Below are 16,182 nucleotides of genomic sequence, written 5' to 3' on the forward strand. Positions count from 1 at the left end.
ATATGACTGTAAATGTAGGATTTGCAGCACACCACCGCATCTTTGAATGTGATGGATGCCCATGTTCGGACCATACAGAATATGGTTTATTCCTGTTCTTTTCTCATGCTGAATTCACATCCACAATACTGCTGGTTGTAAAACTGGTATTGCTTTAACAGTTCGTTGCGACGCTCCTGCAGTCCTCCTTTGCGCCAGTTTTGCGCCCAGAAGTGGATGCCTGGCACAGCCTCTTCTGCCATTTTCCCTGCTGCTGCTATTTGGTCAAGACTCTTCCAACGTGATGTGGCAAGGGTGGTGGCAATCGTGGTGAAACCACGTCGTTGTGCCTCCATGGCAGTGGCAATGAGTCGCATACGGAAACATTGCAGACAGCGGCCTCCCCGTTCAGGTTCGCCCTCCAGCCCTTTGATAGCCGCAAGCCATGTTTCATGATTGTAGTCGCCATCTATCCACTCGATGCCGAGTGAATTGGCGTGGCGCTTGCTTTCTTCTTTGCGGATTTCATATTCTTCATGTGGCCAGATGTTTGGATTGAAGTAGAAGATAGTTGGGCGCACATCGTGTGCCATCATCCATTCTACAATGGCTGAAGAACATGGAGCACAACAGGCATGTAGCATGATGCGGTTGATGCCTTCTGGAATTTCGATATCGTTTTTCTTTTTTTTCATTGTGTAGTATAGGATGTCTGTGTCAGCAACAATTCTATGGTCCGTCAATTAACTTTCCAAACTTTCAAGCCGATAGTGTTCTGCTCGAAAAATGGTGTGCAAACAAAGGTTGCGTCATTGAGCCAAGCATAACAACTCTCGGTGGGTGCCTCAAACACAGGTGTTGTGTTGAAGTAGAAACCCGTTTTCCCGTTGGGAAGGATAGGGTTGGCCAGAACTCCCTCGTTACGCACATGAATCATCACTCCATCTGCTGTACGGATGTTGTAGATGGCTTCAAGATGAGTACGGTTGCGTATGGTATCTACCAGTTGATAGTCTGCACCGCCTGCCAAGACATCTCCTTTGAAACTGCTGCCGTTGGGATGTGTTCCTTCGAAGTGTCCGCCTATAATCGGTATGACGATGCGTTTGCCCATAGCAGTATTTCCCAATGTTTGTGCTGGCGAACATGCTACATGTAATGTCAGTACGTGAGTGAGTTGTGGCGTAGTTGGTTCCTGAGCCATGGCCGTTAGTGGCGTGGCAAGCATCAGTAGCCAAGCCATTGTTGTCATCAAGTATAGAATAGTCTTTTTCATTGTCAGCCGTTGAATTGTTGGTTGGTCTGCAAAGTTACTATCTTTTTTCTTTATACCCAAATCTAATGGCAGATTTGCACCAAAACATGAGGTGCCGATATTCCGTTATGTTAAAATGATGTGGCGCCATAATTGCTACCTTTGCACCGGCAATCAAAAATCATTTCTATAGACGAATGAAGAGATGCACGACCACAATACCGACTTTCATAAACACAAATCATAATTATCAATTTAGGTTTGGGGCAATGTCCATCGTGATGGTGGGTGTTGCCTTTTGATATTTTTATGGCTCTTGCAAACGACAATGCTATTCCTGTTTATGGACGATACTATTGGTGCTGTTTTCCTTCGGGATGCCTTCGGGATCCGTTCGGGATGTGTTATCTGTCGGTAGGATAGTATCATTCCCGATGGCTGAAGTATAGAAGAAAAAGCGATAAACATCCTTTGTGGATTGAAGAGAAAAGTGTATCTTTGCTGCATCTTTCTGAAAGATGCGATAGAATATGAAGTGGAATAGACGTAGAAAGATACTCGTAGTATTCTTGGTAATCGTTGTTGCCGTACAAGGTATAGGTGGGTTGGGTGACTATTATGCCCAAGCGGTCTATCCATGTGTTGCTACCGTTTTGACATTCTTGTCAGGATATGTGCCCTTTGCCATAGGCGACTTGTTTATAGCCTTGAGTATCATCGGTATTGTGGCATTTCCGTTCTATGCTGTTCGTCGGAAGAATAAAACTGTGGGCTATGCCATTGCTGGGGTGGGTGAGTATCTGTTGTGGGTCTATGTGTGGTTCTATCTGGCATGGGGATTAAACTATGCCCAGTCTGATTTTTATCATCGAAGTCATACACCCCGTTATGAAGCCAACAATGATCAACTGCGACATTTTGCATGGCGTTATGCCGATAGCTTGAATGCCACTTATAGTAAAACAGCCATTTATGATACTCTGCGAGTGCCGTCTTTGGTGGTGGCAGGTTATAAGCGTTTAGCCCAGCAGAATATGGGTGTCCATGCCCCTTTCCATGTTCATACGCAAGCCAAGACCATGCTTTTCACTCCGTTGAGTTCCAAGGTAGGAGTGACCGGCAGTATGGGTCCTTTCTTCTGCGAGTTTACGCTCAATGGCGATTTGCGTGCCCACGAGTATCCATCCACGTTTGCCCACGAGTATGCTCATCTACTTGGCATCACCAACGAGGGTGAAGCCAATTTCTATGCCTATCAGGTTTGTACTTCATCTGCCGACCGCACGATGCGCTTTTGTGGCTATTATGCCATCTTCTTTCATGTGTTGCGTAGTGTAGATGCTGTACTTGGTGATGTGGCAGCCGAAGATTTCCTGCAATATGTACGACCGGAAATCAGGCAGATGGCATCTGCCGACCGCAACTATTGGCGTTCGAAATACAGTACCTGGTTGGGCAACTTGCAAAATGCGGTCTATGAGTTTTATCTGAGAACCAATCGGGTTGATGGCGGACGGAAGAGTTATTCGCAAGTGGTGGCGCTGATATTCTCATGGGAGCAACGCCAAGGACAGATGCAACGCCGTTGAATAGACTATAAAACAATGTGTTATAGACGGATAGGTAATGGCTGATACAAAAAAAACTGGGTGTGTCTCGCGACAATCCCAGTTTCTGTTTTCTAACTAACTTATTATCAACTATTCATTACTCTTTCTTTGTTATGCACAAAATTATTTCTTGTTTGCTGATGCAAAGGTATGTACATTTTATGATAAAAAACAGAAAATGAATGAAAAAATACACGTAAACGTTTGCGCCATTGCGAGTTTTTTTGTATTTTTGCAGCAATGAACAATAGAAAGCAACATAGAACATCGTTGAAGGACCTGGCTAAAGAGCTCAATGTGAGTATTGCTACAGTCAGTCGTGCCCTGCGCAGTTCTTCGGAAATAGGCCATGAAATGCAGGAAAAGGTGAAGGCTTTAGCCAAACTACGCAACTATCGCCCCAACCCTTTTGCACAGAGTTTGCGTAAAGAAGCTCCAAAGATTATTGGCGTGGTGCTGCCCAATTTGGTGACCCACTATTATGCTGCGGTACTCGATGGCATAGAAGATGAGGCCAAACGATCGGGCTATAGCGTCATTAGTGCCAATAGCCATGAATCATTTGATATTGAAACACAAGCCATCGACAACTTTATCAATCTCCATGTGGAGGGCATTATAGCTTGTTTGTCACAATCCACTACTGATTACAGCCACTTTGAGGAGATTGCAGAGATGGGCATTCCTTTGGTATTCTTTGGTCGTACTTGTCTGAAAGAGCGCTTCTCGTGTGTCACAGCCAATGGTGACCAAGCCGCCCAGATGGCTACTCAGCATTTGATAGATACCGGTAGTCGTCGCATAGCCTTTATCGGCGGTCCTAACCACCTCGATATGGTTCAGCGTCGTAAACATGGTTATCTTGAAGCACTTCGTGAAAATCAGATTCCCATCGAGCGTGAACTTGTGAAATGCGGATCGATAGATTATGATGCCGTACTTTCCAATACTGTTACCCTACTTAAAGAGCAGAAACCTGATGCCATAGTGGCTTTCAACGATATCATCACCTTTGCCGCATTCAATGCCATTCGTGAGGCAGGATTGCGCATACCCGACGATGTGGCACTCATCGGCTTTACCGATGACGTGCATGCTGCATTCGTCACGCCGCAAATGTCAGCCATCGTCGATCAGGCTCACCAAATGGGTGCAACAGCCTGTCAATTGCTGCTCAAGAATATTGCAGGTGATACAGGCGTATATCACAAAATTGTGCCACAAAAGTTGGTCATCCGTGGTACCTCGGCTAAAAAACCGCAGTAAGTAGTAGGTCGAGGACCAAAAAAGGCTGACTATGTTTGGTCTTTTCAATAAAAAAGAGTACATTTGCACCATATTATATATAACTCGTAAAACCTAAAATAAATGCCTCTGGCATTGATGCTAATGACTGTAAATATGAGAAGGATGATCATGTTACTGACGCTGATGGTCAGCTTTGTGCTGACAGTCGGTGCTGCTATTGATGACATTAAGTTTAGCCGACTTGATACCCGTGACGGACTGAGCAACTCACAGATTCTTTGTGTGAAGCGCGACTCCAAGGGATTTGTATGGATAGGAACTCCCTATGGCCTTAATCGATACGACGGATATCGTATCAAGACATTCTACTCATACGCCAAAGATACCACTACGCTACGCAACAATTATGTGGATGAGATCTATGAGGCATACGATGGAAAACTATGGTTGAAGCAGGGTATGAACTATACCATCTTCGACCCAGTAACCGAGTCATGTGACAGACATCCTGAGCGTTGGTTGCAGCAACACGGCGTGGCGGGTGGTATCGAGCGCCTTTATATAGACAAGCATCATCATTTTTGGGTAAAAACCTATGATACTGGTTTCTGGCATTATAATCCTTATACCAAAGAAGCCAAGCAGTTTAATTTCGGTTATGGCCGCCAAGAGTTCAATTCCGACTTTGGTGTATCGAGTTTTGCAGAGATAGGCAAGAGCTTGTTGGTATCTTCACACAATGGTGAGGTGTTCTGTTTCAACAGAGAGAAAAACTGGATTAGTTGGAAAGATGCTTATATTCGTGAGAAAGGACTCTTCAACAATCAGGAATGTAAGTTGCGTACCGATGCCGATGGTAATCTCTGGATGATAACCGTGGTAGGCTGTTTTGTGAAGTCGAAAGGACGTTGGATTCTTTCTTATAAAGAACTGGCGAAACGCTGGGGCGTGGAATTGCCTGACGGACTGAGCATTTGGGATATTTGTTCGGATAGCAAAAAGCGCGTTTGGATAGCTACCGACCATACAGGACTCTTTCTTGTTGACCGCCAAGCGCATGAGGTGCGCCAGTTCTTGACTCAGAAAAACGACGGTACGTCTATCAGCGAAAACACCCTCCGCTTTCTTTATCGCGACCAGCAGGGTCGTATTTGGATTGGTACCTATATGAATGGCGTCAATATGTTTAAAGAGGGACTCTCCAATTTCCGCCATCTTGATCTGGGAAATATCACCACCATCACTTCCGATAAATCCTTCTTCTGGCTGGGAACCAATGATGCGGGTATCATTCGCATGGATCGTAAAACTGGCGAACAGGTTGTTTTCGACCGCAACAACAGTGGCATTGCCACCAATACCATGGTCAGTTCGTTGGTTTCACGTGACGGTACCGTATGGTTTGGAACCTATGAAGGTGGACTGATACGTTTCCGTGGTGGTGCTATCACTAATTTCCGCTCATCGGGTAAACCGGGTGAATTGGCCAATAACAATATCTGGTCGATATGTGAAGACCGTCAGGGCAATATCTGGATTGGCACATTGGGTAACGGTATTCAGCGCTTAACCCGTGCAGGACGCTTTGACACACCTATCACCAGCCATAACTCTATCTTGGTATCAGACTATATCTCGACTGTCAATTTGACGAAGAAAAACTGGTTGATGGTATCCCATTCCAATTTCTATTCGATTGTGAATCCCGTTTCTGGCAAGATTATCAATCGCAATATTATTGACAATAAAGAGGGCATCGGTATTACCGAATCCTCAATATGTACTATGGAGGACAGTCGGGGACTTGCCTGGCAGGGCTCTTCATCGGGTGCAACCATCTGGGACACGAAGACCAATGCTGTCTATCTGATTGATATGCGTTCCGGACTCATTGGCTCTACCGTCAATGCCATGGTGGAAGACAACAACCACACGGTATGGTTGGTGACTGATCATGGCGTATCAAACGTCATCCCGCAGCAAAAAGACGGACGATGGAACTTTATCATCCGCACTTTCAATAGCAACGACGGTCTCCAGAACGGTCCGTTCAACCAGCGTGCCATCTGTAAGACTGCCGATGGACTTATCCTGGTGGGTGGTCAGGAAGGTCTTGATGTCATCAATCCGAAGCTGATGCGCGAAGAGAAGTATAAGGAATATCCCGTATTCAGCGGCCTGAAACTCTTTGAACAGGACGTAAAGGTTGGTGAAAAGATTGACGGTCGCATCATATTACGTAAGGCACTGAACATCTGTCGTGCCGTTCGCTTGAAATACAACGACCAGTTTACCATTCAGTTGGGAAGTTCCAATGGCGAAATCCATCACCGCTCGCGCTTCCTCTATCGCCTCGATGGTGTGAACAACGACTGGATTAGAACCGAAGAAGCCAACCCCAACATTACTTATATGAGTCTGCCTTCAGGATCTTATACCCTGCGCGTACGCATGCTCAACGACGATGGTACCATTGGTAGTGAAGAGGCAACACTCACCATTATCATACAGCCTCCGTTCTGGCGTTCATGGTGGATGATCATGATGCTGTTGCTGGTTGCCGCCTTTGGCATTTGGTGGTGGCGCAAGAATTATATGCGTCGTCAGGCTAAACGCCAAGCCGCCTTCGCATTGCGCCTTGAGATGGAGAAGCGCCAATGGATGGCAGAGATGAAAGCATCGATGGCAGCAGAACAGCCAGCAACAGGAGATGCTGTTGTTGAAGAACCTGTGCGCCACCTTATGATGCATACGGAATATGCCGACCTTGTAGCAGTGATTAAGAAGCAATGTGCTGAATATGTGAAAGGCAACAAGGGTGTAAAGATTAGCAATGTCATGCTTATCGACGAACTCTTTATGGAGTTTGACGTCGTTCTGATCAAGCGCATGCTCAACATCTTGTTTACCAATTCACAGAAATTTGCCGCCAAGAACTGCCACATTAGTGTTGGGCTCATTCGAAAGGACAATGGTAACGTACAGATTCAAGTGGCTGACAATGGTATCGGAGTGGCTGATGAGTATAAACCACATATGTTTGACCATACAGCAGGTGTTGACGAACTCGAACTCGCTCTTGTCAAAGACATCATAGTGGCACATGGTGGCACCATCGAAGTGAAGGACAACCCTGGTGGCGGAACCATCATGGTGATCGACTTGCCAGCAAAAGGCATGGTAGAAGAAGCTGAAATTATGGACGACGACCATGCTGACGATGAAATAAAATAATTGAAAAAAGTAGTATATAATAACCCTAAATGATCAAATGAATATTATTAAAACCCTCATGGTCGGTGCGTTCTCAATGACCGCATTGACAATGGCTGCAGCAGAAGTGCAGCAGAATGGCAACAAGGTAATGGTCAAACCCGATGGTGGTCAGGCCAAAGTTATCTGTCTTGAGGTGATGAACGACAACATCATCCGTGTGCGCGCCACATCCGAGAGTGCATTACCTGTCAAGAAACCCAGTCTGATGATTGTACCGCAGATAGCTCCTGCAAAAAAAACCTATACGATAAGTGAGGACGAGCAGTCTGTAATAGTCAAAGCGAAGAATGTGACTGCCGTAGTCAATAAGGCAACGGGTGCGATCGTATTTTTTGATGCCACAGGAAAACAACTGCTTAAAGAGGCTAAGGATGGCAAGAAATTCCAGAACTTCACAGTCCCTGAGCGCGAATACGGTGTACGCAACATCGGTGGAGTGACCGAAGAGATGAAGCACGGACTGACTTGGCAGATGCTTTTCGACAGTCCTTCCGATGAAGCCTTCTATGGATTGGGACAGCATCAGTCTGAGGAATTTAATATGAAAGGCAAAAACGAAGACCTGTTCCAATATAACACCAAGGTCTCTATTCCTTTCGTACTCTCCAACAAGAACTATGGTATCCTGTGGGACAGCTACAGTTATTGCCGCTTTGGCAATCCTAACGACTATTTGCAGCTGAACCGCGCCTTCAAACTCTACGACCGTCGCGGTAAAGAAGGTCATCTGACTGGTACCTACGTCGATAAGAATGGTAAGAAACTGGTGCGCGATGAGGATAGCATCTATTATGAGTATGCTTGCCCTCCAACTTCAGAAATTGCCAACAAGACCGATAATGGCGGTCTGAAGAACCTCCCCAAGGGCTTCAATCTCCAAGGTGCCACTGTGACATACGAAGGATTTATCGAGCCTGAATGTTGTGGTCGTTGTGCCAAGGCTGGCAAGAATGAGAAGCAACTCTATCAGTTTATCCTCTACTATGCCGGTTATATCAAGGTGTATATCGATGGCAAGGAGGTGGTGCCTGAGCGTTGGCGTACCGCATGGAACCCCAACAGCTATAAGTTTAGCACCGAACTGACCAAGGGTAAGAAGGCACAGTTGCGCATTGAGTGGCAACCCGATGGTGGCGATTCCTATTGCGGACTGCGTGTCTCACAACCTCGCAATAAGACAGAGCGTGAGCAACTCAGCATCTGGAGCGAGATGGCGCGCGATATGGATTACTACTTCATTGCAGGTCAGAATTTCGATGACGTCATCAGCGGCTATCGCACTTTGACAGGAAAAGCATCGCTCTATCCGAAATGGGTGCTCGGCTTCTGGCAGAGCCGCGAACGCTATCAGAGCAGTCAGGACATCGAGGATAACCTCGCAGAGTTCCGTCGTCGCCACATTCCTATCGACAATATCGTGCAGGACTGGAACTACTGGAATCTGCCCGATTGGGGTGCTCACGACTTTGAAGCAAGCCGTTATCCCAACCCACAGGCTATGCTCGACTCTGTTCACGCTATGCACGGACGCTTCATGATTAGTGTATGGCCTAAGTTCTACGACACCACCGAACACTATAAGGAACTCGACGAGAAGGGATGGATGTATCGTCAGGCTGTCAAGGACGATATCCACGACTGGCTTGGCTTCCGTGGTTCGATGTATGATGCCTATGATGAGGGAGCTCGCAAACTGTTCTGGAAACAGATGGACGACCATCTCTATAGCAAGTTTAATAAGAATGGTGTGCCTGGCATCGATGCTTGGTGGATGGATGCCTCAGAGCCTAATGTGCGCGACTGCACTCCGATGTGGTATCGCAAAGCACTTTGCGGACCTACTGCCCTCGGCACTTCTACCGAATATTTCAATGCCTATTCTACCGTCAATGCCGATGCTATCTACAACGGACAGCGTTCGGTATGGAAGGGTAAAGCCAACGAACCTCGTGTGTTCCTGCTCACCCGTAGCGGTTTCGCTGGTGAACAGCGCTATTCTACAGCCACTTGGAGTGGTGATATCGGCACCCGTTGGGAGGATATGCGCGCTCAGATGACTGCCGGACTCAACTATTCTATGTCGGGTGTGCCTTTCTGGGGAATGGACCAAGGTGGCTTCTGTGTAGAAAACCGCTATGTTGCGGCTCAGAAACTCTTCAACGAAACAGGTGAAGAGAACGAAGATTTGAAGGAATGGCGTGAACTCCAGGCTCGCTGGAATCAGTTTGGAGCCTTCATCCCCTTGTTCCGTTCGCATGGTCAGTGGCCTACTCGCGAAATCTGGAACATCGCTCCCGACAATCATCCTGCCTATAAGTCGTTTGTTTATTACGACCAGTTGCGCTATCGCATGATGCCTTATATGTACAGCATGGCTGCATGGGCTCACTTCAAAGACTATACGCTGATGCGTGCACTCGTTATGGATTTCAATGGCGATAAGGAAGTGGAGAATATCGGCAACCAGTGGATGTTTGGTCCTGCGCTCATGGCTTGTCCTGTTGGCTACTACAAGGCTCGCAACCGTAGCGTATATTTCCCCAAACAGTGTGGTTGGTATGATTTCTATACTGGCGAACACTATGATGGTGGTCAGCATTTGGTAGTTGATGCACCCTACGAGAAGATTCCTGTTTTCGTACGTGAAGGTGCCATCATTCCATTTGGTCCTGCCATGGAGTGGTGCGACGAGAAACCTGCCGAACTCATCAATCTCTATGTCTATGAGGGTCAGGACGGATCGTTCCAACTCTACGAAGACGAGGGAACCAACTACAACTACGAGAAGGGTAAGTATGCCACCATCGAGATTGCCTATAACGATGCCGACAAAACTGTCAGCTTCGGCAAGCGCAATGGTGCTTTCAAGGGTATGCTGAAAAACCGTCGTTTCAATGTAGTACTCGTGAAGAAAGACCAGCCCCGCGACCTCAACCTCGACAATCCTGAGGGTAAAATGGTGCAGTACAGCGGTAAGGCTGTTAGCGTGAAACTCTGATTTTAAAGATATTGCAATAGGAGGGGTGTGCCATACGGCACACCCTTCTTGTCTTATATAATACCCAATGACTACCCATTGACCACCTGCATAACCATCGTACTGACATCGCCCTTCTTCTATATACAAGTTGCCTAAATGTTCCATTTACCATGTACAAGATATTGCCCGTTATTTTGCCAAGGCATTTCCAATGTTTTGCAAAAGTATTACCCCATGTTTTGCAAAAGTATTACCCCATGTTTGGCAAAAGTATTGTCTAACGTTTGAAAAAGATCTTTTCAACGATTGATAAAGATGTTATCCAACGTTTGATAAAGATGTTATCCAATATTTGATAAAAGTATTATCCAATATTTGATAAAAGTATTATCCAATATTTGATAAGGGTATTATCCAACGTTGGATAAAAAGATTATCAAGGTTTGGAAAAACGTTGATAAACGATAGCTTTTTATAAGGGAAATAGGATCACACTTTACTTTTGTCCTTTCATGGCGTTAGTTAATTGTTTATGTTTTGTATCCTCAGGGCGTTGCAGGGGTGGTCGAATGGTGGTCGAAAATCTAAAAAACAGAAGGTTCGACCACCCGTTATGGTGTTGTGTTGTAGTCACTTATCTGATTCTGGTGGTCGAGTGGTCGATTTTTACGACGTCGCGTGTGCGTGCGCATATACGCGTACATAATATAAAGGAAGTTCGCCGATGCTCATTGTTCTGTTTTTGTTAGATTCATCCTTTGGTGCGCTACATCCTTGATTCGTCTCAATATCATTCAACAGCCCCGTATGGTTAAGCGCAGATTCAAATTAAAATGATGCTTAATACGACGATAGACAGAAATTGTTTTTTGTGTAATGAAAGTTCTCATTTCCATCCATCTTCATAAATTTGCTGGAAAAATCATAGCAGTTGCCGTTGGGTGGAGGTAAAAAAAAGACAGAAAGCCTTTGTCTTCTTGCTGAAAATCGCTAACTTTGCCCAACGATTTACCAATACTAATTTCTTATGTATAGATTCTTTATTCTGGCATGTGCCATTGGCTGTATGTTGACCGCACAGGCACGCGACCGCCAGAACTTTGACAACGGATGGCGATTTGTGCTGGCAGACTCGGCACAAATGTCAAAAACCGATTATCATGATACGCATTGGCGTGCACTAAACCTACCACACGATTGGGCTGTGGAGGGTGATTTCCTCTGTTCTAACCCATCAGGAGCGGGTGGGGGAGCACTTCCTGGCGGCATTGGATGGTATCGCAAGACTTTCAATCTGCAGAAAAAACAAGGAGAACGCTACTTCATTGAGTTCGACGGAGTGTATATGAATGCCCGTGTCTATATCAACGGTAAGGAAGTGGGCTACCGCCCTTACGGTTATAGCTCGTTTGAATACGACATCACACCTTATCTCATAGCCGGTCGCAACGTGGTGGCTGTGCGTGTGGATAATAGCGATCAGCCTAATTCCAGATGGTATAGCGGATGCGGTATCTACCGCCATGTGTGGTTTACCAAAACCGCCGATGTGCATGTGAAACACTGGGGGATGCATGTGGTTGCCAATCCCGACGGACGTATCTCCGTGACTGCCGATGTGGAAAGTCAGGGCAAAGCCTATAAGGTGCGCAACCAAGTGTTTGATGCCCAAGGACGAGCAGTTGGTTTGAAAGTGCGCCGTCCCCATCTGTGGTCGGTTGATGACCCCTATATCTATAAGGTACGCACGCAAGTGCTGGTAGGTGGAAAAGTGGTCGATGAGGTGTGGACCAACACCGGATTCCGCTCGTTCCGCTTTGATGCCAAGACAGGTTTCTGGCTCAACGGCAAGAACATGAAGCTCAACGGGGTTTGCGAACACCACGATTTCGGTTGTTTGGGTGCTGTGGTCAACGAAGATGCCATGCACCGCAAACTCGTGCGACTGAAGGAAATGGGTGTGAATGCCATTCGGTCATCACACAATCCGCCAGCTCCCGAACTACTCAACATGTGCGACACCATGGGACTTATCGTCATGGACGAGTCGTTTGACATGTGGCACCGCCGTAAGACTCAAAACGACTATGCACGCTTCTTCGACGAATGGCATGAACGCGACCTTGCCGACTTGATACTGCGTGACCGCAATCATCCCTCCATACTGATGTGGAGCATCGGCAATGAGGTGCTCGAACAGTGGTCGTCTGCCGATGCTGATACGTTGACTCTTGAGCAAGCCAACCTCATACTCAATGCCGGACACGATGCTTCGACCCTTGCCAAGGATGGCGAAACCAGCGTCAATACATTGTTGGCAGACCATTTGGCTGACATTGTGCGCCGCTACGATACGACACGTCCCATCACCGCAGGATGTAACGAACCATCACCCGACAACCACTTGTTCAAGGGTAAGGCGCTCGATATTGTAGGCTTCAACTATCATCATCAGTGGATTAAGGATGTACCCAAGAATTTCCCCGGTCGTCCGTTTATCATGACCGAAAGCGTTTCAGCCCTGCAGACAACGGGTTTTTACACCATGCCCAGCGACTCTGTCATCAAAGCACCTAAGGAATGGTGGTTGCCCTATACCGATCCTTCGTTCAAATGCTCGTCTTACGATAACATGCATGCCTCATGGAGCAGTACTCACGAGGAAACATGGGATGTGGTGAAGCATACTCCCTATGTCGGTGGACAGTTTATATGGACCGGTTTCGACTATATCGGCGAACCCACACCTTATTCTTATCCTGCTCGCAGCAGTTATTTCGGCATCATCGACTTGGCTGGTCAGCCTAAAGATGTCTATTATATGTATCAGAGCGAATGGACCAATCGCCCCGTTCTGCATCTCTTCCCCCATTGGAACTGGCTCGATGGCGAACAAATCGATATGTGGTGCTACTACAATCAAGCCGACGAAGTGGAACTCTACATCAACGGCAAGAGTCAGGGCGTGCGCCGCAAGGCAGATAGCCACCAGTATCATGTGATGTGGCGCGTAACCTTTGAACCCGGAGAAGTGAAGGTCGTGGCACGCAAAGACGGTAAAGAGGTGCGCCAGCAGACTATCCATACTGCCGGACAGCCCCATCATTTGCAACTCAGCATCGATTATCAAGGTAAAAACACCACCTTCGTCAAGGTGGAAGTGGTTGATGAGAACGGCAACCGATGCCCTTGGGCAGAGAACCAAGTGTTTTTCGATACCGATGCCACCATCATCGGTGTGGATAACGGAAACCAGACATCACTCGAACGCTTCAAGGACAATAAGCGCAAAGCATTCTTCGGCAGATGCTTCGTCGTACTCGACGGACATGGCACGCTGAAAGCTAAATCATACGGACTACCAACAGCAACTATCAAATTATGATGAAGAAAATCTTATTATCAGCAGCGATCCTGCCCATGGCAGCCGTTGCACAGATACAGACATCGGCAGGTGTACAGTATCTGCAATGCCAGGCAAAAGATATGTCGGGCGAGTTCTCTGACTTTTCCAACACCTATTTCCTGGCTGACAGTCTGGCAGGCTTCGACCTCAACAAGGGTGAAGGACTGCTCAACTGGAAACGCTACCGTCTCGTACCGCGACAGGCTTTCAACCTCAATGGCTATTGGCCTGTGCGCATGAAGATGCTCGATTTCCCCGACACACAGTATGACAACGACCCCAACCTGCGCATCAAAGTGCAGAAAATAGACAACCGCACGCTTCGTGTCACCATCTTCACTTCACCCATCGAACCGAAGATGGACGATGCCAACGACCCCATGTTCTCACCGGAGTTTATTGCACAGCAAACTGGTGAACAGGCTAAAAACGGTCGTGGACGCTGGAACGTGAAAGCTACCGACCAAGCTATTGTCTATAAAAACAATAACGGATCACTCGAAATACAGAAGTATCCGTTCCGTATCGTGCTGCGCGACGGACAGGGCAAACTGCTCACACAGACCCGCCACATCATCGATAACGACAGTACACAGGTGAAACTCCTGCCCTTCAACTTTATCAAACGCGGTTCAGACAATTCGCGCAGCATCAATCCCGTACTGATGCTCTCACCCAACGAGCGCATTTACGGTTGCGGCGAAAGTTTTACATCGCTCAACAAAGTAGGACAGAAAGTGCAAATCTCGGTAGTCGATCCACAAGGACCAGAGACCGATGGCATGTATAAACCCGTGCCTTTCTATTTCTCTAATCGGGGATATGGTATCTTCATGCACACCTCGGCACCTACAACAGCTGATTTCGGCGCCTCTTACATCGGTGCACAGCGCCTCTTTATGGGCGACGAAACGATGGACTTCTTCATCTTCTTCGGTGAACCGAAAGACGTGCTCAATGCTTATACCGACGTCACTGGTAAGTCACCTATGCTTCCCCTCTGGACTTTCGGCACATGGATGAGCCGCATCACCTATTTCTCTCAGGAGGAAGGACTCGACATTGCCCGTAAACTCCGTGCCAACAAGATACCATCAGATGTTATCCATTTCGATACAGGATGGTTTGGCGTAGATTGGCAGTGCGACTATGAGTTTGCCAAAGATCGTTTCAAAGATCCAGTAGCCATGCTCAAGTCGATGAAGAAAGACGGTTTCCATACCTGTCTTTGGCAGTTGCCCTACTTCACACCGAAGAACCGCTACTTCCGTGAACTCGTTGATGGCGGCATGGCTGTACACAACGGCAACGGAACATTGAGCTATGAAGATGCGGTGCTCGACCTCAGCAATCCCAAGACCGTAGCATGGTATCAAGGCAAAATCGCTAACCTCATCAAACAAGGAGTCAGCGCTATCAAGTGTGACTTCGGTGAGGCTGCACCATACGATGGCATCTATGCCAGCGGTAAAACAGGATTCTATGAGCACAACCTCTATCCCCTGCGCTACAACAAAGCACTCTGGCAGGCTGTGCGCGACAATACTCCCGACCATGAAGGTGTCATCTGGGCTCGCAGCGCATGGGCTGGAAGCCAGCGCTATCCGCTCCATTGGGGTGGCGATGCTGCTACCAACGAGATTGGTAGCGTAGGTATGTTGGGCGATCTCCGTGGCGGTTTGTCATTCGGACTCAGCGGATTCTCCTTCTGGAGCCATGACATGGGTGGCTTTGTCACCAAGAGTCCCGACGATCTCTACCGTCGTTGGCTGCCATTCGGATTCCTTTCAAGCCATACACGTGCCCATGGAGCACCTCCTACCGAACCTTGGCTCATCAGCGAAAGCTTTACCAAAGCATTCCGCCAGTCGGCAGAAATGAAATACAAACTCATGCCTTATGTCTATGCACAGGCAAAGGATTGCTCTGAGCGCGGACTGCCTATGGTACGTGCACTGCTCGTGGAATTCCCCGATGATCCAGGTGCATGGTTTGTGGAAGACGAGTATATGTTTGGTTCGCAGATTCTTGTTGCTCCAATGCTCGAAACTGGAAAAAGCCGCACCGTATATCTGCCCCGTGGAAAGTGGATTGATTATCAGACAGGAAAAGTCTATGAGGGGGGCTATCAGACTATCCCAACTGCTGAGATTCCCTGCGTCATCCTCGTCAAGGATGGATCACTCATTCCCCATGTACCTGTCGCACAAAACACAGGCGATATCAAATGGGACAAGGTCGAGCTGAAAGCCTATAAGGCCGATGCTACCAAATGTACAGGACTCCTGTTCCGCCCTGGCGATAAGGAACTGCAACATATCGAGAAATAACTATTCATGAGCCGGGGGATGAACATCAACAATGTTTCATTCCCCGGTATTTTTTATAACTACAATCCCTCTTTGGTATATACGATAACGCTTTATTA

The 16,182-nt window shown here is 47.2% G+C and carries 8 protein-coding genes; 6 read left to right on the forward strand and 2 right to left on the reverse strand.

Translation table 11 applies throughout. The annotated features are described in order from the left end of the window. Positions 1-86: 86 nt before the first annotated feature. Positions 87-674, reverse strand: a complete 588-nt coding sequence (locus tag CIK90_RS04665; protein ID WP_094464469.1) for an epoxyqueuosine reductase QueH — start codon at positions 672-674, stop codon at positions 87-89. 44 nt (positions 675-718) lie between these two features. Then, positions 719-1,255 carry a DUF3237 domain-containing protein gene (locus CIK90_RS04670; RefSeq protein WP_094389775.1) on the reverse strand — a complete coding sequence of 179 codons (537 nt, stop codon included), beginning with the start codon at positions 1,253-1,255 and terminating at the stop codon, positions 719-721. 509 nt (positions 1,256-1,764) lie between these two features. On the opposite strand from CIK90_RS04670, the gene CIK90_RS04675 reads away from it, so the two are divergent. The 6 genes from CIK90_RS04675 (at position 1,765) to CIK90_RS04700 (ending at position 16,084) form a co-directional block, all read left to right on the forward strand. Beyond that, entirely contained in the window at positions 1,765-2,823 is a 1,059-nt protein-coding gene (locus CIK90_RS04675; protein WP_094389776.1) for a DUF3810 domain-containing protein, read from the forward strand. Between the two features lie 261 nt (positions 2,824-3,084). Continuing rightward, complete coding sequence (locus CIK90_RS04680; protein WP_094389777.1) at positions 3,085-4,110, forward strand: LacI family DNA-binding transcriptional regulator; 1,026 nt, start codon at positions 3,085-3,087, stop codon at positions 4,108-4,110. A gap of 135 nt (positions 4,111-4,245) precedes the next feature. Further along, on the forward strand, positions 4,246-7,326 hold the full coding sequence (locus CIK90_RS04685; protein WP_158214955.1) for a two-component regulator propeller domain-containing protein: 3,081 nt from the start codon (positions 4,246-4,248) through the stop codon (positions 7,324-7,326). A gap of 37 nt (positions 7,327-7,363) precedes the next feature. Beyond that, positions 7,364-10,366, forward strand: a complete 3,003-nt coding sequence (locus tag CIK90_RS04690) for a TIM-barrel domain-containing protein (RefSeq protein WP_094464470.1) — start codon at positions 7,364-7,366, stop codon at positions 10,364-10,366. A 1,009-nt stretch (positions 10,367-11,375) separates the two neighbouring features. Continuing rightward, positions 11,376-13,733, forward strand: coding sequence for a glycoside hydrolase family 2 TIM barrel-domain containing protein (locus tag CIK90_RS04695; RefSeq protein WP_094464471.1), 2,358 nt, complete (start codon positions 11,376-11,378; stop codon positions 13,731-13,733). After that, complete coding sequence (locus CIK90_RS04700) at positions 13,733-16,084, forward strand: TIM-barrel domain-containing protein (RefSeq protein WP_094464495.1); 2,352 nt, start codon at positions 13,733-13,735, stop codon at positions 16,082-16,084. Before CIK90_RS04695 ends, CIK90_RS04700 begins: the two co-directional genes overlap by 1 nt. Positions 16,085-16,182: the final 98 nt, after the last annotated feature.

The sequence above is a fragment of the Prevotella sp. P5-126 genome (genome assembly GCF_002251185.1).
Lineage (GTDB): Bacteria > Bacteroidota > Bacteroidia > Bacteroidales > Bacteroidaceae > Prevotella.

Bases quoted from the DNA above. Each gene is read 5' to 3' on its own strand.
- CIK90_RS04665 (WP_094464469.1), bottom strand. From the start codon at position 674: ATGAAAAAAAAGAAAAACGATATCGAAATTCCAGAAGGCATCAACCGC.
- CIK90_RS04670 (WP_094389775.1), bottom strand. From the start codon at position 1,255: ATGAAAAAGACTATTCTATACTTGATGACAACAATGGCTTGGCTACTG.
- CIK90_RS04675 (WP_094389776.1), top strand. From the start codon at position 1,765: ATGAAGTGGAATAGACGTAGAAAGATACTCGTAGTATTCTTGGTAATC.
- CIK90_RS04680 (WP_094389777.1), top strand. From the start codon at position 3,085: ATGAACAATAGAAAGCAACATAGAACATCGTTGAAGGACCTGGCTAAA.
- CIK90_RS04685 (WP_158214955.1), top strand. From the start codon at position 4,246: ATGAGAAGGATGATCATGTTACTGACGCTGATGGTCAGCTTTGTGCTG.
- CIK90_RS04690 (WP_094464470.1), top strand. From the start codon at position 7,364: ATGAATATTATTAAAACCCTCATGGTCGGTGCGTTCTCAATGACCGCA.
- CIK90_RS04695 (WP_094464471.1), top strand. From the start codon at position 11,376: ATGTATAGATTCTTTATTCTGGCATGTGCCATTGGCTGTATGTTGACC.
- CIK90_RS04700 (WP_094464495.1), top strand. From the start codon at position 13,733: ATGAAGAAAATCTTATTATCAGCAGCGATCCTGCCCATGGCAGCCGTT.